Origin of the sequence: Synechocystis sp. IPPAS B-1465, assembly GCF_003015225.1 — a bacterium.
Classification (GTDB): Bacteria; Cyanobacteriota; Cyanobacteriia; order Cyanobacteriales; family Microcystaceae; genus Synechocystis.
The window spans coordinates 2,801,898-2,820,052 of record NZ_CP028094.1 but is presented as its reverse complement, the minus strand read 5'-3'; the positions used below and the strand labels follow the sequence as shown (position 1 = coordinate 2,820,052).

Sequence of the window (18,155 nt, the reverse complement as noted above, 5' to 3'; positions counted from 1 at the left end):
TTCACTACCAAATAATTACATGAGTGAATGTAGCTTTACTCGCAAATTATCTTTGGGCCGGGGACTAGGGGTAACAACCAACTCTAAATTTTGCCCCGGTAACAATGTCCAATCAAATTGTTGGATTAATCGGGTGGCAAATAATTTCATTTCCAGCCGAGCAAATTCCTTACCTAAACATTCCCGTAAGCCACCGCCAAAGGGAACATGGGCAAAGGGAGGATTATGAGTTGCACTACCATCAGGAGTAAACCGTTCTGGATCAAACTTTTCTGGGTCAGGATATAAATCAGGATCGGCGTGGGTTTGGCTAATTTGATAAGAAACTAACCAGCCTTTGGGAAAATGAAAACCCTGAAATTGACAATCTTGGATTAATTCTCGAAAACCACCGCCCACAGGAGGAATTAACCGCAATACTTCTTGTAACACTTGGTCTAGATAGGGCATTTTTTTAAGAGTTTCTGCCGTCAGCTCTTGGCTTAACTGCAATTTGTTCTGTTCCTGTCTGACCCTTTCTCGAATGTCAGAATGTTGTCCCAACAATAGACAAAAAGAAGATAATGCGGAAGTTAAAGTTTCATGTCCGGCAAACAATAGCAATAAAATTTGATCCTTCAGCTCCGGCAAAGATAACGGTTGGTTATTATCATCTCGGGCGGCCAATAATATGCCCAATGCATCTTCTTCACTGGGGGGTTGCTGTTGTCGAGCTTTAATAATTTTTTCAAGCTCAGCCAATAACAAAGCCCTTGCTCGTTGGGATTTACCAAATAGGGTATTAGGTAAAGGAATTGGCAGACTAAATAGCCCTTGAATATAAGTTTCAAACCAGGGAAATAATTGAGGATTTTGACTTACTTTTTCCCCCATGAACAACGTTGCCGCCACATCAAAAGTCATTCGTCTTAATTGGGGATACCAAATCACTTCATTGGCTTTACCCCATTGCTCCAAATATCCCTGAACAATGCCATCCATTTTTGGGAGATAACTGTCCAATGTCCTGGGTAAAAAAGCTTGGTATAGAATTTTACGGCGCGAGCGATGTATTTCTCCCATTTGAGTCGCTAACGCATTAGGTCCTAACAAAATTCTGGTGCTGAGGGGCCAAGTTGCCTGAAAAGTTTCCTGCTCCTTGGTGAATAAAAATCTATTCGCTAATGCCCCAGAAATAAAAATGACATTTTTGCCAAATAAACGGGTTTTAAAAATTGGGCCAAATTGCTGCTGCCGCTTTTTACCGAAGTCCCCATCATTAAGAAAATTGAGAGTTTCTCCTAACCACGGTAAACCAAAGTCACCGGGGGGAATAGGTAAAGAATTTAAATTTGTAGGAGAAGTTATCATGGAAAGAAATAGGTTGATTTGTTCGATATTAGTACTTACGAAGCCATCATCATATCAATCAATTTTAAAACAAGATCATTGATAAAGCTTGCTCCTTCTCCTGTTCAGAAGCCGCCAGATAGTGGGACAACACATTCAAATTCTTGTGACCACTAATTTTTTGAATAACCCGGAGATTCATTCCCTTCCGACACATTATGGTTAACGTAGTCCGGCGAAAAGAATGGGTTGATGCCCCCCAACACCAATCCTGTCAGTGGTGGCCTTCAAAATTTTGTGGGCCATGGAAGAATACAGATGAAAGCCCACTCGTTTGCCCAGAAATGTATAGGACAATGGAAACCTATCGGATTGTTGAGCTTACCGGTAATCATCAAATAAAACTTGCAACATCGGGGGGCGGAGGTTGTGGCCATCGAGATTGAACATAAATTCCTGGTTAAAGATGACCGCTGGCGGAGTTTAGTCCAGGGTTATTTGTACCGTCAAGGTTACATTGCCACCCCAGATTTAACTACGCTGCGAGTCCGTACCATTGGCGATCGGGCCTATCTCACCATTAAGGGTAAAAATGCCAGCATTGCCCGCTTGGATTTGAGTATGAAATTCTTGCAGTGGAAGCCAATTAAATTTTGACAGAACTCTGTTCACCGCCCCTGATTGAAAATATCGTTATTGCCTCGATTACCATGGTAAAACCTGAGAAGTAGACGAGTTTTTGGGGGATAACCAGGGTCTAATTTTAGCGGAAGTGGAATTAACCTACACTGGTGAAAAAATAAGTCTACTTCCCTGGATCGGGGAAGAGGTAACGGATGATGCCCGCTATTACAACGTCAATTTAGCCCAACATCCCTACAAAAATTGGTGACAATTTAAACAATAAAAAATATAAGATTTTTTAAGTTTCTTTTTCTTGTTTAAATCCAAAGCATGGCCAACCAAATAATTTAAACAATCCATCAACTTTATTTTTGAAACCTTGATAAGCAGTCAACAAAATTAATTTATCTTCATTAGTAGTTTCTTTATCATCTTTGATAAAATTCTCTAAATCTGGCATCTGTGTCAAATTTGAAGCAATTAGTGCTACTAGTTCAAACTCCAGCCGATAACTTGATGGTTTTAATTCGCTAGGGCTTAAGCTAAGTGGCTGTCCACTCTCATCGCGACATCTCCTAAGAGACTCACGAATAGAAGTTAAGTTTGTAGAAGCCATCACATAGTAATTTCTGACTATTTTGCATGACAAAGAGTTTTTGCCGTGTTCTGAAAGCTTGGCGAAACTAGGACTAAATTCAGAAGAGCTGATAAATTGTTCAGCTTTGTATTTCATAAAAATCATGATCGCAAGTTTTTCTTTAAAAACACAATTACTTGTTTTTGGCGCTCTTCATTCCCCTATTGTTATTAATAGTGCTCTGAAACTAACAAATAAGCAAGATCAAATTGTGAAGAAAACGCAACAAAATGAACCATTAAGATAATTTCTGTCTATCCTGGCTGGTATATTCCAGTCTACTCAGAAATGAGTTTGTTTTATGACAAATCAGTATGTACCAAATTACTTGGCGCAATCGATCCTGGTAACTCTATTTTGTTGCTTACCCCTGGGTATTGTGGCCATTATCAAAGCATCGGAAGTTAATTCTCGTTTAGCTTCAGGGGACTATGAAGGCGCTGTAAAGGCTTCCAAGGAAGCGAAAAAGTTTTGTTGGTGGTCCTTTGGTGCCGGCATAATTTTCATTGCCATCTATTTTGTGCTAGTGGTTATTGCCGCCGTCTTTGGTCAGTAATTAAAGTTACATTTTTTGACTTTGCCTTGTTCACCATTCATTAACGAATACCATGTTTAGTTTGAAAAATTATTCCCCATCTCCATTACTATCCGCTAAGGCCAAGGAATATTTAGTATTCACTTTGGTAACCCTAACCATTGTCGTTGCTGGCACTCTTCTGTTCCTGTTTGATCCTGCTTCATCGAAATTATTTCCCCCCAGCCCCTTTCGCAGTTTAACTGGGCTGTACTGCCCCGGTTGCGGCACTTTACGGGCGTTGCATCAATTATTGCATGGCAACTTAGTGGGAGCTTTTGGCCTAAATCCTTTGATGATGATTTCCCTCCCATTTATGATTTATTCCTACGTTGCCTATGGCTTAAAAACTATTAATGGGCGGACTTTATTAGTTTGGTTTGTTCCCCCCAAGGTAATCTGGTTCATACTACAGGCGATTTTAGCTTATTGGGTGGCCAGAAATATTCCCTTTGCACCCTTCTCTTGGTTGGCACCGTAGTTTTAAAATCCAACTACATTAAACATTAAAGGTGTTTATTGTGTTAATCCTAATGATTTATGGGCATCGGTGACGGGTAAAACTGATGCCATCTTCGTGAATGCTAGTTAATTTTTGATGATTCTCGGAAAGGCGAAAATGAAAGGTATCTTTCCAAGTTTCTCCTTCTCCCGCTAATTTAGCAGTCACACGAAGATTTAGCTCATCATCCACTGTTACGGCAGTTATTTTTCCCCTCGACTCATGGAAATCGACCCAACCATCTGATAGAACTAATCTAGTGTCGTCCATGGGTAGAGCACAGTTTTTTAAATTTTCTACCCATGTGCCTTGGAAGCGCGGGGGAATGGATTGGGCCAACACCATAGTTATTCCCCCCAAAACTTGACTAAGTGTTAACCAAGAAATAGTCAATGTTTGTTTTTTTATTACCTTATTAGACATGGATAAGTAACTTTTTATGAATAGTTCCGACAAAAGTTGTGCCAAAATATCCACAACCAAAATTGATAATTAACAAAACTTTTGAACTATTTAAAAGGCAATCACCTTGTCGGATGCTGTGTCCTGGTGGGTAATTTGCTAAAATGAACCCAGTAACCGCCTTTGAGCACAGTTTCCACTCTCGGCGTCTCAAGCACTATGGGATATTTAGTTTCGTTTGTTCTTTTGGTGGTCTACGTCGGCGGGGTCTGGCGTTTTCTTTCTGGCTATCGCCACACCAATTTTAATCGTAGCTTAGCAACCCGCATCTCCCTGGCATTGCTATGGCCTGGACTGCTCCTGGTCAATCCCTCCTATCGCAAAAACTTTCAAAAAGCTCTCAAAGGTCGTTAGTCGTTAAAAGTTTGTGTGAAACGCCCCCTGGCCTAAGCTTAAGGGAAGCTACATGAAAATCCCCCGGTGTTGCTATGCCCGTATATTTCTATTGGGGCGAAGACCAATTTACCCTGCACCAAGCAGTCAAACAACTGCAGAAACGTTGTTTAGATCCCCAATGGGAGGCCTTTAATTTTGAAAAAATTCCGGGGGAACAAGCTGATGCTACCCAACGGGGTCTGGAGCAAGCCTTGACACCCCCTTTTGGTAGTGGCGATCGCCTGGTGTGGGTGGTGGACTCCACCTTAGGACAAAGTTGCGACGATGGTTTGCTGGCTAGGTTGCAAAAAAGTTTGCCCGCCATTCCCACCGACTGCCATTTACTATTCACATCCAGTAAAAAGCTCGATCGCCGACTGAAATCGACCAAATATTTGGAAGGTAATGCCACTATCCGGGAATTTGCCCTCATTTCACCCTGGAATGTGGACGCTCTCATCCATCAAATTCAGGCGATCGCCCAGGATCTGCAACTTCCCTTAGCAACGGAAACGGAAGGTTTTTTGGCAGAAGCGTTGGGTAATGACACGAGGCTAATTTGGAATGAGTTGGGCAAGCTCAAACTCTATAGCGAGAGTCAAACGGGCCCCTTAACGGTGGCCCAGGTAGAACAGTTGGTCAATACCAGCACCCAAAATAGTTTGCAATTAGCCCAGGCGATCCGGGATGGAGAAACCCCCCAGGCATTGCAATTGGTGGCAGACTTATTGCTGACCCACAACGAACCGGCTTTAAAAATATTGGCTACCCTCACCGGCCAGTTTCGTACTTGGACATTGATCAAGCTTGCTTTGGAGGCAGGGGAAAAAGATGACAAAGCGATCGCCGCCCAGGCCGATCTCAGTAATCCCAAACGTTTGTATTTTTTAAAGAAGGAATTGCGGGGCATTACCGGCGGGCAATTGCTCAAAACCTTACCCCTGTTGTTGGAATTGGAATATCAACTAAAGCGAGGAGCGGACCCCTGTTCGAGCCTACAAACTAAGGTGATTGAACTATCATCATTATTCCAGCCCATACACCGTCGCCGTTGATCTCCGTCGGTCGACAAATGGCCCTATGCTTAAAAATTGTCAATTCTTACACCTTGCCAATGAAGTCTTCGGCCCATACTTCTTTACCTCCCTGGTTAACCATTGTCGGTCGGGTTCCCTTTTTCTGCTGCTTGGCGATCGTTGGATTATTAATCGCCCTAGGCCACAATTTTAAGGAAGTGAACGATTTAAAGGAAATCGCCTTTGACATTGCCTTTTTAGATTTCCTCCATAAGGTAATTCCCGAGGCCATGGCCCCTTTTTGGATCAAAGTCTATAAAGGTACGGGGGTGGAATTGACCGCCACGATGATTGCCATCACCCTAGGTTTTTTAGCTTGGAAACGCTATTGGTCGGAGATTAAATATCTAGTTTTTGCCACCCTGGGCATTCTTTTGGTAATTGACCAAGTGTTGAAGCCCTTTTTTAACCGTACTCGACCTTTACCCCGTTTAGTGGATGTGGATGGGCGTAGTTTTCCTAGTGGCCATGCGGCGGGCGGAGTGGTGTTTTACTTCTACTTAGCTTTTTTGTTGGCGGCCCATTTTCCCCAATACCGTTGGCAAATTTATCTTGGTGCCACCCTTTGGGTCGGCTTCATTGGCATTGCCAGTATGTATTGTCGGGTTCATTGGGCAACAGATATTTTGGCTGGTTACGGAGTGGGCTTTATCTGGTTAACCCTCAGTTTGTTTTTGCTCAAGCGGGAAAAGCCTGATGTCTATTTAAAATCTCAGTAAAACTAAAGTGCCCTCAAGATTCTACCAACATGCCATAGATCAAAACTTTACAAATAAGCTCTCCCACTAACAGCGTTGAATCTGGTAATCTCATTAGTAGGCGTAATGTGTACTATTTTACCCCGGCGATCGGACGCTAATTCCTCAATCACTCCCTACTTGTTAGCGTTGCCCAATATTTTTTTCCAGTCCTATGGCCAGTTCCAAACCTCCAGCTCGCATTGTTTATCAAGAATTTGGTCCGGTGGCAGACCCCCTATCGGAGGAGCAAATTGATCTTCCCCCCCAACAGCAAAATGTCCGCATCCAAGCAACTCGTTCTGGCCGCAAAGGAAAAACGGTGACGGTAGTGAGTGGTTTGCAATTATCGGCCATGGGACAGCAAGCTCTACTCAAGGCCCTGAAAAGTTTTTGTGGCAGTGGGGGCACCTTGAAAGAAGACTGCGTGGAAATCCAGGGGGATCAACGGGAGAAAATTCTTGCTTATTTGTTAAAGCAGGGCTACAAGGCTAAAATTAGTGGTGGTTAGATTACTAGGGTTCAATTACGCCTAATTACGTCTTTTTTCCTTCATTCAGAGTCTATTCTGTCCGATTCTGGACCCTTTTCCTCCCCCGTTCACCATGGTCAGCAGCCAAAAGCCCATCGGTATTATTCTTCAGGAAGCAAAACTAATTACCCCTGGGCAATTGGAGGTGGCTTTGTACGAACAAAAGCAATTCCAGATGTTGTTGGGGGAGATTCTTTCTCACCATGGCTGGATTTCCCAGGAAACGGCGGACTTTTTTGTTGATCTTTGGCCTGCAATGGTTGGTCAGCCAGTGCAAGGTCCCATTGGCTACTATCTGAAGATGGCCCATCTTTTGGATGAAGACCAGATCGAACGTATTTTGCGGGAACAACGACGGTTGGGGGTCCGCTTCGGTTCGGTGGCGGTGCTCAAGGGTTGGTTAAAGGAAGAAACAATTAACTTTTTTGTTAAAAATATTGTCCGTGAAGCTCAGGAAGATACTCCTTCGGCGGCCCTGGTTTTGCCTGTTCCCCAATTGCCAATTTCTCCAGTTTCCCCATTGAAAACTCCCCGATGGCGATCGCCTGAGTTGGTGGAAGCCCAAGCAAAAGAAACCTATGAACTTTTGTCAAACGAAAAAGGAGAAAATCTCCCCCCCATAATCCCAGCCTCATTGAGAAAAGACACTGATTCTCCCCGTCAGGCAGCGGAAACCCTGATCCTATTCGATGACCATCACCAAAGTCAGGGTAAAGAGGATGGGGAGAGCGACTAGATTATCCATGGCAATCGATCCTTGTTAGTCCTGGTCAATCTTTTAATTCCTGTTGCAAAACCTCATAAATTTTCACCATACCCAGGGTATCTAAACCACAATACTCCCGTAGTTGTTGGGCCATTTCTGCCCTTTTATCCGGCGCGGAACATTCCAGCAGTGCTTCCCACACTAGAGGGGCTTCATTGCCGGACTTGATGACCAAGTCGTCGTGGCAAAATTGGGGGGCCATCACCGGCAGAACTTTTTTGAGGGAATAGGAACCCCGGAAACCAGGATGGAAATACGCCCTTTTAAAGATTACCTGTAAATCCCAGAGGCGATCGATAATCTGATTAATTTTGGCCCCATAGTTGGGATAGGCCGCTGCCAACTGTTGTAATACTCCCTTTTCAAAGGACTGGTTATAAACCACCACTGACCCCCGATCGCCAATGTGGTGTATTAGGGAAATAAGTAGGGGGAGTCGGGGATCGGAATCCTCCGTGTGTAAATATTCAAAGTGTTCCAGGGAACCGTCGGGATTAAGGCGGTGGCAACTGTACTGAAAAATACAGCGTTCGTAGGGGTGCAGACCGGCAAAACGGGGAATGGCACTACTGTGGGTTTCCACATCAAAAAAGTACAAAGGCTGATTGGGTTGAATCTGCCCCAACAATTGCCTCAATAAATCCTGGTCTATTTGGGGTTTTGCTGCCGTCATCCGGTCAATGAATGTTCTTTGCTTTTGGGTCAAGGGAAACTCCGCCGGAATATCCTCCAGATTCCAGATATTAGAATTCATCAAATTTTGCAATTTATCCTGCTTCAACAAAGGAATGTCAAAAATGGAAATCGGCGGCACATTCTGCCAGCAATGATCTTTAAACGGACAACGGTAAGGGCGATCGCAATGGCTGCCAATGGGCACTTGGGGAGCGGTCGGTTCCGTCAACAATGTGCGGAATTCTGCCAGTTTTTGGGGTAACTGCCCACGCCAACGCACCACCGCCGCCGTTACATCCTGATAACAAAATCTATCCTGCACCACACTCCAATTCCTGGCCATGGGATTGACCACCATGAGGCTCGTTTTTTCCACCGTTAACCCCAACCCCTCCAACACGTAATGTTGCAAGGTCAAGTCGGCAATGTGTTCGTCTTTTAACTTAGTGGCGGATTTTACTTCAATAATTTCCCAATTTCCTGAAGGTAAGCGCCGCAATACATCACAGCGCACCAAAATATCGTCGTACAAAAAAGCCGGTTCAAATAAACATTCCACTCCTTGCCCTGCCCCCACCACCGTCAATTCCCAACTTTTCTCTAGGCAATGTTTAAGATTTCCGTCCACCAATATGCCATTTTTAAAAGATTCCCGGGCCGCCACTCCGATCGCCTTGCCTTGTTTAATTCTTTGTTCAGCGGCCAAGGACATGGGGGAAGCATCTTCGGGACGGCAGATAGACAACCATAGACGTTTTGGACAGTGCAACCCTGCCAAAAAGTAGGTCTTGCTGATGGGAAAAGACATGGTGGCCGACTCCATAGAAACCCAACCTTAAAACGCAGGTTCTGAGCAGAGAGAAAAGTACACGGGGTTCACTCTACCGATGTTACGCTTAAACCATTGCCCCATGAGTCTTGGAAGAAAATAATTTCCGATCTCCACCTAATGTAACCCAGCCTGAGCGCTGTGATTTTTTTCGGGTTTTATTTAGGCTGATTCTTACCGATAAATTGATGATGGCTTGACAAGGGAAAACTAATGGTCGGTGGTGGGGAACTTTTGCCCCCAAGGACTGGACGAAGGGAAAAAGCCAATTATGTAAAGTTTTGTTATTGTGGGAAAAGGGTGGGATGTATTTATATCCAGCACCAACCCGTTGTCAGGATGGCATTTATTCATGGTTAACGACCTTATTTCTCCGCAGTCTCAACAGATGGAGCGCCAACTTACAACTGTTTGGCAGTCCCTGACCCCCACCAGTTGTCCACGGTTTTATAATTTTCATCTCCACACCCGATGTTCCGACGGCCAGATGACCCCGGAGGGTTTGATCGAACAGGCCATACATCAAGAATTACAGGGTTTGGCGATCACAGACCACCATTGTGTGGCGGGTTATTACCGGGCCCAGCGCTGGCTCACCGAACATTGCCATTATCCTAGTCTCCGGCCCCAACTTTGGACTGGCATTGAAATTACCGCCAATTTAGACGGCACTGAAGTGCACATCCTGGGCTATGACTTTGACCCTACCCACCCGGTCCTAGACCCCTATCTAACCGGCGATCGCCCGGATAAGTACTATGCCCAAGCGCCCAAAGTCATTAAGGCTCTCCATGATGCCGGTGGCTTAGTGGTGTTGGCCCATCCAGCCCGGTACCGTCAGCCCGCCAGTCACTTGATCCCAGCGGCAGCCCGCCATGGCATTGATGGGGTAGAGGCATTTTATGCCTATGGCAATCCCAAACCTTGGCAGAGTTCTGTGCCCCAAATGGAAGAAGTTTGTTACCTGGGGGATTTGTATAATCTGTTCCGCACCTGTGGCACCGATAGCCATGGGGAAAGCATCATGTATCGTCTCTGAAGTCTCTAGGGAAAGTCGTAATCGTTAGAGTTAAAAATATCAATGTTTGTTAACTTTCCCCGGCTCTGGCCCCTGGGATACACTGGACAGAGAGTTTTCATTACCAGTCCTAGGAGTACGGCATGTTCACTACCCCCCTCCCCCCCCAAAAGCGGCTTTCTACCCAAACTGAGGCGATCGCCAAAAATATTACTGCTATCCGTTCTTTGGACTGGGACCGGGACCGGTTTGATATTGAATTCGGCCTACAAAACGGCACCACTTACAATTCCTATCTAATCCAAGCGGATAAGGTTGCCCTAGTAGATAGCTCCCACGAGAAATTCCGCCAGTTATATCTAGATTTATTACAGGGATTAATCGATCCCCAGCGCATTGATTACCTAATCGTCAGCCACACTGAGCCAGACCACAGTGGGTTAGTAAAAGACATTTTGCAACTCAATCCCCGCATTACGGTGGTGGCCACCAAAGTAGCGTTGCAATTTCTCGACAATTTTGTCCATCAACCCTTTGAGCGTATTCAAGTTAAAAGTGGCGATCGCCTGGATTTGGGCCAGGGCCATGATTTGGAATTTGTCAGTGCTCCGAATCTCCACTGGCCGGACACCATGCTCACCTATGACCCCGCCACGGAAATTCTCTTCACCTGCGACGTGTTTGGGATGCACTATTGCTCCGATGCAGTTTTTGACATCGATTTGGGCAAAATCGCACCGGATTACCAGTTTTACTACGATTGCTTGATGGGTCCCAACGCCCGTTCCGTTCTCGCCGCCATGAAACGCATGGATAATCTGGGCACCATTAGCACCGTTGCCAATGGCCATGGCCCCCTATTGCGCCATAACGTTGGCGAATTATTACATCGCTACCGCCATTGGAGCGAGTCCCAAAGTAAAGCAGAAAAAACCGTGGTGGTTTTCTATGTGGCTGATTATGGCTACGGCGATCGCCTTTCCCAGGCCATTGCCAAGGGAATTACTAAAACCGGCGTGGGGGTGGACATGGTGGACCTAAGCTCCGCCGATCCTCAGGAAATCCAGGAACTGGTGGGCCATGCCAGCGGGGTAGTTCTGGGAATGCCGCCTTTACAGGCTAACGCTGATCTAAGCACCAATTTCGGCGCAGTGTTGGCCGCCATGCAACCGAAACAGGTCTTTGGTTTATACGAATCCTATGGTGGGGACGACGAGCCCATTGACCCCCTCCGCACCAAATTTTTAGACCTGGGTTTGCGGGAGGCTTTCAAAGTGATCAAGGTCAAAGACACCCCCAGCGAAAGCACCTATCAGCTTTGTGATGAGTCCGGCACTGACTTGGGTCAAAATCTCATCCAGGCGGCCAAAATAAAACAACTCAAATCCCTGGACAGCGATCTGGAAAAGGCGATCGGTCGCATTAGTGGGGGGCTGTATATCATCACTGCCCAAAAGGGAGAGGTTAAAGGGGCCATGCTTGCCTCTTGGGTTTCCCAAGCCAGCTTTAATCCCCCTGGTTTCACCGTTGCTGTGGCCAAGGACCGGGCCATTGAATCCCTCATGCAAGTCGGTGATCGCTTTGTGTTGAACATTTTGGAGGAAGGCAACTATCAAATTTTGATGAAACATTTCCTCAAACGTTTCCCCCCTGGTGCTGATCGTTTTGCTGGAGTAAAAACCCAAACCGCAAGCAACGGATCGCCTATTTTGACCGATGCGCTAGCCTATTTGGAGTGTGAAGTAGCTAGTCGGATGGAATGTAGTGATCACTGGATTGTTTACAGCCAAGTAACCAATGGTCGGGTAGCTAAAGCAGAAGGGTTAACCGCCGTACACCATCGCAAAGTCGGCAATTATTACTAATAAAAAACTGCAATCAAACCGCAAAACTATCAAGGAAAATCCCCCAGGCCATCTCTAGCTTGAGGGGATTTTGTTCGGGGAATGATGGCGTCGCTATACCGCCAGACGATGGATCACTTTGTTAGTCGGCTTAATCCTTGGGTAGGTCTAACTAATTTCTCAGGCCATATTTAAAATCCATATTGCCTTCATAGCCAGTGAGCTCTGCCAATTCCCGGAGAGTTTTGACCCCAGGGTTTAGTTCTCCGTCAATGCCCCAGGTGGGGAAGGATTGAATACCGACATCCACACAGGTTTGGGTCTGGGGATTTTTCCCGGCCGGGTCGCACTCAATATAGCTAATTTTTTCAAATGCTTCTTTGCCGAAAAGTAGTTTTTGGTCATAGCAGTGGGGACACCAGAAGGCACCATAGTTGAGTACCCCTTTGGCAGTGAGGTATTCCGCCAACTCAATTTCCGCTGGTCCCGACTGAGTGGTGATGGGCCAACCACTGGGGGGTCTGGGTTGACCGGCAATGGCAGGAATGGGAATTGTGCCATCGGCTCCGGCTTTAGGCCCTTCAGCAGTGGCATAGAGACCCAGGGTGCCGACAATGGTTACCATGGCCACCACGACGGTGGTAAAAAATACTTGACTCACTTCTTCCCACTCCCGACCAACGATCGCCAAAATGAACAACAACAAAGAACAAATAGCAGAAGTTAGGCAGTACCAGCAAGCTTCCTGGAGCCGGAAAAAGGAGATGTACATTAAGTAACCGCTGAACACCGCCATGGACGTACCCCCCACCAGGAGAAATTTTCCGGTGAGATCTTCCAGGGAGTTACGCTGTTTTTTGTTGCTCTCCTCACTGACCAAAAAGGGCACCAAAGCGGCAATGCCCATGGCCAGATAAGCTGCCAGCCCAAAAACACTGAGGGGAATGTCAAAAACTTTGGCGTAGGCACTCTGTAACACCAGGTCACAACTGGAGCTACCGGTGGCCTGGTCCACGGGACAAAGGGCTTCTCCCCCGGTGAAGGAAATATAGGCCAGGTAGGAGGTGATCAAGATCCCCAGGACGGCGATCGCCCCCATAATGAAACGGGAATAGCGATGAATCCAAGGCACCGAACGACGACGAACCATAAATTAAAAGAGCAATTGATTTACAACCAGGTTAGCAAAAACCCGCCATGGGATAAGCTGACCGCCCTAGTCCCCGGTGGGGCATGGTTACAAACACCAACGGCCATGGCTTTCCCTGCGACTTTTAACCATTCTAGGGGCAACCTCCCAGTTCCAATTCAACGGTGCCAAATTCTATCAAGGGCAAAATTTGTGGGCAAGCAACCATCTCGAAGAAAGCAATTGAGGATTTCCAAACGGTTACTGTTAGTGGTGTTAACCCTAGCGTTTAGTATGGCTAGTGTGGGCATTATGGAGGATTTTCAGGGTAATTTTTGGCTCAAAACTTATTTGCTGCTGGGGGCGTTATTTTGGGGCAATTTGCTCATTTATCTGAGTTTTTATCCCCGGTGGGGGCAAAAGTTATTGCAACGGGAACAAAAGAAAAGCGGTCCAATTTCTGGCCCCAAATCCCGCCACGGGCAAAAAAACTAAACCATACTGAAGAAGACCAGTCGCTTTGGTCAATGCCACAACCATTAGGAGACAGCATGATTGAACCCCTTGGCTTTACCCGCAATTCCCTAGTTACTTCCCTGGGAACCATTGTTTACTACGAAGCAACGGAGGCCCCCTGGGTAGAGGCGGTAGATTCCCTCGGCGATCGCCAAACGTTGGTATTTCTCCATGGCTTTGGGGGTGGTTCTTCTGCCTACGAATGGTCGAAGGTTTATCCGGCTTTTGCTGCTGACTACCGGGTGTTAGCGCCGGACTTGTTGGGTTGGGGTCGCTCCGATCATCCGGTGAAAAATTACACTCCCCAGGACTATATCCAGGTTATTCAGGAATTTTTGCAACAAACCTGTGACCAACCTGTGATGGTGATTGCCTCTTCCTTGGTGGCGGCGATCGCCGTTCGCACTGCCATAGAGCATCCCAACCTATTTACAGGTTTAATTCTGAGTACCCCCACAGGGCTATCGGACTTTGGTGAAGATTACCGCAGTAACTTTTTTGCCCAATTGGTCAGTGTGCCAGTGCTGGATCGTTTTATCTACACCACCGGCATTGCCAACACAGCGGGCATTATGAATTTTTTGGAACAACGACAATTTGCCCAAGCCCGGCGCATTTATCCCGAAATTATCGATGCCTATCTGGAGTCCGCCACCCAACCCAGGGCGGAATATGCAGCCCTGTCCTTTGTTAGGGGGGATCTCTGCTTTGATTTGGCCCAATTTATGCCGGATTTAACCGTTACTACGGCTATCCTCTGGGGAGAATATGCCCAATTTACCCCTCCGGCGATCGGTCGTCGTTTAGCGGCGCTGAACCCCAATGCCATTAAAGCTTTTGTGGAAATTAAAGACGTGGGGTTAACGCCCCATTTGGAATTACCTGGGGTAACAATTGGGGTGATTCGTCGGTTTTTGGCTCTGCTCCAATAGTGTGTCAAGATAAATACACCGACGGCAAAATTGGCGTTTGTGCCGACCATCTAAATTCCCTTGAGAATCTATGACCAGCAGTGACACCCAGAACAACAAAACACTGGCCGCAATGAAAAATTTTGCGGAGCAGTATGCTAAACGTACGGATACCTATTTTTGTAGTGATCTTTCCGTCACCGCCGTTGTTATCGAGGGTTTAGCTCGCCATAAAGAGGAATTGGGTTCTCCCCTGTGCCCCTGTCGCCACTACGAAGACAAGGAAGCGGAAGTAAAAAATACCTTTTGGAATTGCCCCTGTGTGCCTATGCGGGAGCGCAAGGAATGTCACTGTATGTTGTTTTTAACCCCAGATAACGATTTTGCTGGGGATGCCCAGGATATTCCCATGGAAACTTTGGAGGAAGTCAAGGCCAGCATGGCCTAGATTTTTGGGCACCCATCCTATGAATTTACTCAGCCAGTTATTTGCGCCCCCTTCCCCCGTACCCTCCCCGACACCAAAGGCAAAAAAACGTTCCCGCCGGGGAGTACAGATTAAAACCCCCGCCGAAATTGCCATTATGCGCCAAGCCGGGGCGATCGCCGCCCAGGTATTGAAGGAGATTGCCGCCACGGTGCAACCGGGCATGACCACCGGGGATTTAGACCAGTTAGCAGAGGAACGAATTCGCTCCCTGGGGGCCACTCCCAGTTTTAAGGGTTACCACGGCTTTCCCGCTTCCATTTGTGCTTGCGTGAATAATGAAGTGGTCCATGGCATTCCCCGTCGCCGTAAGAAAATTCGTTCCGGCGATTTGCTCAAAGTAGATACCGGAGCCTATTTCCAGGGCTACCACGGGGATTCCTGCATCACCATTGCGGTGGGTAAGGTTTCCCCCCAAGCCCAGCGGTTGATGGAAGTAGCGGAAGGGGCCTTGTATGCGGGGATTGAACAGGTGAAGCCTGGTAATTACCTGATGGACATTGCCGGGGCAATCGAGGATTACGTTAAGCCCACCGGTTACACCATTGTGGAAGAGTTCACCGGCCATGGGGTGGGCCAGGCCCTCCACGAAGACCCCCATGTGTTTAACGTCCGCTGCCGGGATTTGCCCAACGTTAAACTTAAACCGGGCATGACCTTGGCGATCGAGCCAATTGTCAATGCTGGTTCCCGTTTCACCCGTACCCTTGGCGATCGATGGACGGTGGTGACGGTGGACAATGCCCTTTCGGCCCAGTTTGAGCATACGGTGTTGGTAACGGCCACGGGCTATGAGTTGCTGACCGATCGCCGTTTGGTCTAGATTGCCAACTCTGTTATAATAATTGGCCGGACATGGCGGCATAGCCAAGTGGTAAGGCAGAGGTCTGCAAAATCTTTACCCCCAGTTCGAATCTGGGTGCCGCCTTTAATTTTTTAATTGTTTAACCGACAAATTGTGTAAAGTCCAAAGACTTGAGTGAATTGGCGATAAATTTTAGGTTGGTAAACAGTTCTCCCGGAGCAAGCTCCCCAGTTGGTGGCAGACTACCTTACTTTGGAGGGGAGTTATTTGGCCTTTTAACTTAAAGGGCCACAACCCTGGCAATGATTTACCGTTAACCCACAGGCAGAACCAATTCCTTTGAGCCTTATGGAAGGATCATTTTCCCTTACCCTCCAGATTATCCTCACTGTCCTGTTTGGCATTGGGGCCCAAGTATTGGCGGGATTTCTCAAACTACCAAGCATTGTCTTTTTGCTTATTTTTGGTGTCATCCTCGGCAACAGCGGCTTGCATTGGATTCAACCCGCCAATTTTGGGGATGGTTTGGAAGTAATTGTTTCCCTTTCCGTGGCGATTATTTTGTTTGAGGGGGGCTTAAATTTAGGCCTGCGGGAATTGGGCCAGGTTTCCGGTAGTCTGCGTAATTTGGTCACCATCGGCACCCTAATTACCCTAGTGGGAGGGGGATTAGCGGCCCATTGGTTGGCGGAGTTCCCATGGTATTTAGCTTTTTTATACGGCTCCTTGGTGGTGGTAACCGGGCCAACGGTGGTGGGCCCCCTAATTAAACAGGTCCAGGTGCAGAAGTCTGTGGCTACCCTACTGGAGGGGGAAGGGGTACTGATCGATCCGGTGGGAGCAATCCTGGCAGTGGTGGTATTGGAAACCATTTTTAATACCAATGTCAGCGTTGAAACCGACATTATCGAAATTGCCATGGGCCTAATATTGCGCCTTGGGGTTGGCCTGGCGATCGGGGTGGGGGGCGGTTGGCTATTGAGTAATTTCCTCAAACGGGCCAGCTTTCTCTCGGAAGATGTCAGTAATCTGGTGGTGCTAGCGGGGGTGTGGGGAGTATTTGGTGCGGCCCAAGCATCCCTGAGTGAATCGGGCTTAATGGCCACCGTAGCCATGGGCATTTACCTCAACTCCTCTGCCCTGCCTGATAACCGACTTTTGCGACGATTCAAAGGTAAATTAACCCTGCTTTGTGTCTCGGTGCTATTTATTCTGCTGGCGGCGGAATTATCCCTGAGTAGCTTTGGGGCTTTGGGCTGGGGCAGTGTGCTCACTGTGGCGGTGTTAATGCTAGTCATTCGTCCCATTAGTATCGCTATTTGTACTTGGACTAGCGCTTTTAACTGGCGACAGAAACTTTTTGTGGCTTGGATTGCCCCTCGGGGTATTGTTTCTGCATCCGTTGCCTCCCTATTTTCCCTACTGTTGACTGAACGGGGCATTAACGGTGGCGATGCGATCAAATCGATTGTGTTTCTCACCATTATGATGACGGTGTTCATTCAGGGCTTAACGGCGAAGCCCTTGGCTAAACTGCTACGTATCACCGACACCCACACCACCGGCGCAGTAATTATCGGTTGTACTCCCCTGGGACGACTGGTGGCCCGTTTATTTACAGCCCAAGGGGAATCGGTGGTATTGATTGACAGTGACCCGGAAGCCTGTGCGACGGCGATCGCCGAAGGATTAACGGCCATTCAAACCAGTGCGTTGGATTCCCATGCGTTGGAAAAGGCCGGCATTGAAGAGATGGGGGCATTTATGGCCCTGACCAATAACGGGGAAGTAAATTTGGTGCTGGCTCAAAATACCATCAATGAATTTAACCCCCCCCGGGTGTGTGTGATTGCTCCGGATAACTTACCGGAAGATAATCCCTTGCTGAAAAATAAAGGGGTAAGAATTTTTATGGAGCAAAAAACTTTCAAAACCTGGAATCAGTACCTTAAGGATGGGCAAATTAAACTGGGCAAAACCCTGTTTAAGGAAACTGGCTTAGCCCTACAGCAAGCCCACACCCAAGCCCTAATTCGCTCTGGGGAATTACTGCCCTTAATGCTGAAACGGCAGGGCAGTTTGCAACTAGCTAAGACCACTGAAAATGCCCAAATTGGGGACGAAGTTTTTTACCTGCTCCACGACCCACGCCCCCAATTGTTAAAACAACTTTCCGGCAGCCGATCGCCGGATGTATTGATCCCAGAACCCCTGGCGGAAGTGGAAGAAGTCCCCATCTACTAGGGGAAAGATCGAAGTTGAAAAACGCCAAACCGCTCTAAAAGAAAAGCCCCCTGGAGCAACCGATGGGGGCCATTAATGGTTAA

At 47.2% G+C, this 18,155-nt stretch carries 22 protein-coding genes and 1 tRNA gene; 17 read left to right on the top strand and 6 right to left on the bottom strand.

Going from position 1 to position 18,155, the window contains the following annotated elements:
• Positions 1-15: 15 nt before the first annotated feature.
• The gene (locus C7I86_RS13285) at positions 16-1,350 is read right to left on the bottom strand and encodes a cytochrome P450 (RefSeq protein ID WP_010873724.1); all 1,335 of its coding nucleotides are present in this window, start codon (positions 1,348-1,350) and stop codon (positions 16-18) included.
• Between the two features lie 64 nt (positions 1,351-1,414).
• A complete protein-coding gene (locus C7I86_RS19245) occupies positions 1,415-1,531 on the bottom strand; it encodes a hypothetical protein (protein ID WP_230401100.1) in 117 nt (38 codons plus the stop codon).
• 227 nt (positions 1,532-1,758) lie between these two features.
• Here C7I86_RS19245 and C7I86_RS19240 point away from each other — a divergent pair, with 227 nt between their 5' ends.
• Positions 1,759-1,986, top strand: a complete 228-nt coding sequence (locus tag C7I86_RS19240) for a CYTH domain-containing protein (protein WP_010873723.1) — start codon at positions 1,759-1,761, stop codon at positions 1,984-1,986.
• An 82-nt stretch (positions 1,987-2,068) separates the two neighbouring features.
• The gene (locus C7I86_RS19235) at positions 2,069-2,221 is read left to right on the top strand and encodes a hypothetical protein (protein WP_020862062.1); all 153 of its coding nucleotides are present in this window, start codon (positions 2,069-2,071) and stop codon (positions 2,219-2,221) included.
• Between the two features lie 30 nt (positions 2,222-2,251).
• On the opposite strand, the gene C7I86_RS13270 is transcribed toward C7I86_RS19235, so the two are convergent.
• Positions 2,252-2,686 (bottom strand): hypothetical protein, encoded by a 435-nt coding sequence (locus C7I86_RS13270; protein WP_223211290.1) that lies wholly within the window; start codon positions 2,684-2,686, stop codon positions 2,252-2,254.
• Positions 2,687-2,918: 232 nt separating this feature from the next.
• Between C7I86_RS13270 and C7I86_RS13265 the strand changes: the two genes are divergently transcribed.
• Positions 2,919-3,146 carry a CD225/dispanin family protein gene (locus C7I86_RS13265; RefSeq protein WP_230401099.1) on the top strand — a complete coding sequence of 76 codons (228 nt, stop codon included), beginning with the start codon at positions 2,919-2,921 and terminating at the stop codon, positions 3,144-3,146.
• 52 nt (positions 3,147-3,198) lie between these two features.
• A complete protein-coding gene (locus C7I86_RS13260) occupies positions 3,199-3,645 on the top strand; it encodes a DUF2752 domain-containing protein (RefSeq protein ID WP_010873719.1) in 447 nt (148 codons plus the stop codon).
• 57 nt (positions 3,646-3,702) lie between these two features.
• Here the strand turns inward: C7I86_RS13260 and C7I86_RS13255 are convergent, their stop codons facing one another.
• On the bottom strand, positions 3,703-4,089 hold the full coding sequence (locus C7I86_RS13255) for a hypothetical protein (protein WP_199303414.1): 387 nt from the start codon (positions 4,087-4,089) through the stop codon (positions 3,703-3,705).
• A 198-nt stretch (positions 4,090-4,287) separates the two neighbouring features.
• Here C7I86_RS13255 and C7I86_RS13250 point away from each other — a divergent pair, with 198 nt between their 5' ends.
• From C7I86_RS13250 to C7I86_RS13230, 5 genes are all read left to right on the top strand, one after another.
• Positions 4,288-4,482 carry a hypothetical protein gene (locus tag C7I86_RS13250; protein WP_010873717.1) on the top strand — a complete coding sequence of 65 codons (195 nt, stop codon included), beginning with the start codon at positions 4,288-4,290 and terminating at the stop codon, positions 4,480-4,482.
• A 74-nt stretch (positions 4,483-4,556) separates the two neighbouring features.
• Positions 4,557-5,558 (top strand): DNA polymerase III subunit delta, encoded by a 1,002-nt coding sequence (gene holA, locus C7I86_RS13245; protein WP_010873716.1) that lies wholly within the window; start codon positions 4,557-4,559, stop codon positions 5,556-5,558.
• Positions 5,559-5,617: 59 nt separating this feature from the next.
• Positions 5,618-6,298, top strand: a complete 681-nt coding sequence (locus C7I86_RS13240) for a phosphatase PAP2 family protein (protein ID WP_223211289.1) — start codon at positions 5,618-5,620, stop codon at positions 6,296-6,298.
• Between the two features lie 193 nt (positions 6,299-6,491).
• A complete protein-coding gene (locus C7I86_RS13235) occupies positions 6,492-6,827 on the top strand; it encodes a translation initiation factor (RefSeq protein WP_010873714.1) in 336 nt (111 codons plus the stop codon).
• A gap of 94 nt (positions 6,828-6,921) precedes the next feature.
• Positions 6,922-7,584, top strand: a complete 663-nt coding sequence (locus C7I86_RS13230; RefSeq protein ID WP_010873713.1) for a hypothetical protein — start codon at positions 6,922-6,924, stop codon at positions 7,582-7,584.
• A gap of 34 nt (positions 7,585-7,618) precedes the next feature.
• On the opposite strand, the gene C7I86_RS13225 is transcribed toward C7I86_RS13230, so the two are convergent.
• Positions 7,619-9,097, bottom strand: a complete 1,479-nt coding sequence (locus C7I86_RS13225) for a DUF2779 domain-containing protein (RefSeq protein ID WP_223211288.1) — start codon at positions 9,095-9,097, stop codon at positions 7,619-7,621.
• Between the two features lie 310 nt (positions 9,098-9,407).
• Between C7I86_RS13225 and C7I86_RS13220 the strand changes: the two genes are divergently transcribed.
• Complete coding sequence (locus C7I86_RS13220) at positions 9,408-10,157, top strand: PHP domain-containing protein (RefSeq protein WP_010873711.1); 750 nt, start codon at positions 9,408-9,410, stop codon at positions 10,155-10,157.
• A 122-nt stretch (positions 10,158-10,279) separates the two neighbouring features.
• Positions 10,280-12,001: a diflavin flavoprotein gene (locus C7I86_RS13215; protein WP_010873710.1), complete on the top strand. Its 1,722-nt coding sequence runs from the start codon at positions 10,280-10,282 to the stop codon at positions 11,999-12,001.
• Between the two features lie 151 nt (positions 12,002-12,152).
• On the opposite strand, the gene C7I86_RS13210 is transcribed toward C7I86_RS13215, so the two are convergent.
• A complete protein-coding gene (locus tag C7I86_RS13210) occupies positions 12,153-13,130 on the bottom strand; it encodes a vitamin K epoxide reductase family protein (protein WP_010873709.1) in 978 nt (325 codons plus the stop codon).
• A 192-nt stretch (positions 13,131-13,322) separates the two neighbouring features.
• Here C7I86_RS13210 and C7I86_RS19230 point away from each other — a divergent pair, with 192 nt between their 5' ends.
• The 6 genes from C7I86_RS19230 to C7I86_RS13180 all read left to right on the top strand — a co-directional run bounded on the left by C7I86_RS19230 (position 13,323) and on the right by C7I86_RS13180 (position 18,072).
• Entirely contained in the window at positions 13,323-13,604 is a 282-nt protein-coding gene (locus C7I86_RS19230; protein ID WP_223211386.1) for an SID1 transmembrane family member, read from the top strand.
• Positions 13,520-14,557, top strand: coding sequence for an alpha/beta fold hydrolase (locus C7I86_RS13200; RefSeq protein WP_010873707.1), 1,038 nt, complete (start codon positions 13,520-13,522; stop codon positions 14,555-14,557). Before C7I86_RS19230 ends, C7I86_RS13200 begins: the two co-directional genes overlap by 85 nt.
• 70 nt (positions 14,558-14,627) lie before the next feature.
• A complete protein-coding gene (locus C7I86_RS13195) occupies positions 14,628-14,984 on the top strand; it encodes a ferredoxin:thioredoxin reductase (protein WP_010873706.1) in 357 nt (118 codons plus the stop codon).
• Between the two features lie 19 nt (positions 14,985-15,003).
• Positions 15,004-15,846: a type I methionyl aminopeptidase gene (gene map, locus C7I86_RS13190; RefSeq protein WP_010873705.1), complete on the top strand. Its 843-nt coding sequence runs from the start codon at positions 15,004-15,006 to the stop codon at positions 15,844-15,846.
• A gap of 34 nt (positions 15,847-15,880) precedes the next feature.
• A tRNA-Cys gene (locus C7I86_RS13185) sits at positions 15,881-15,951 on the top strand.
• A gap of 225 nt (positions 15,952-16,176) precedes the next feature.
• The gene (locus C7I86_RS13180) at positions 16,177-18,072 is read left to right on the top strand and encodes a sodium:proton antiporter (protein ID WP_010873704.1); all 1,896 of its coding nucleotides are present in this window, start codon (positions 16,177-16,179) and stop codon (positions 18,070-18,072) included.
• The last annotated feature ends 83 nt before the right edge of the window (positions 18,073-18,155 follow it).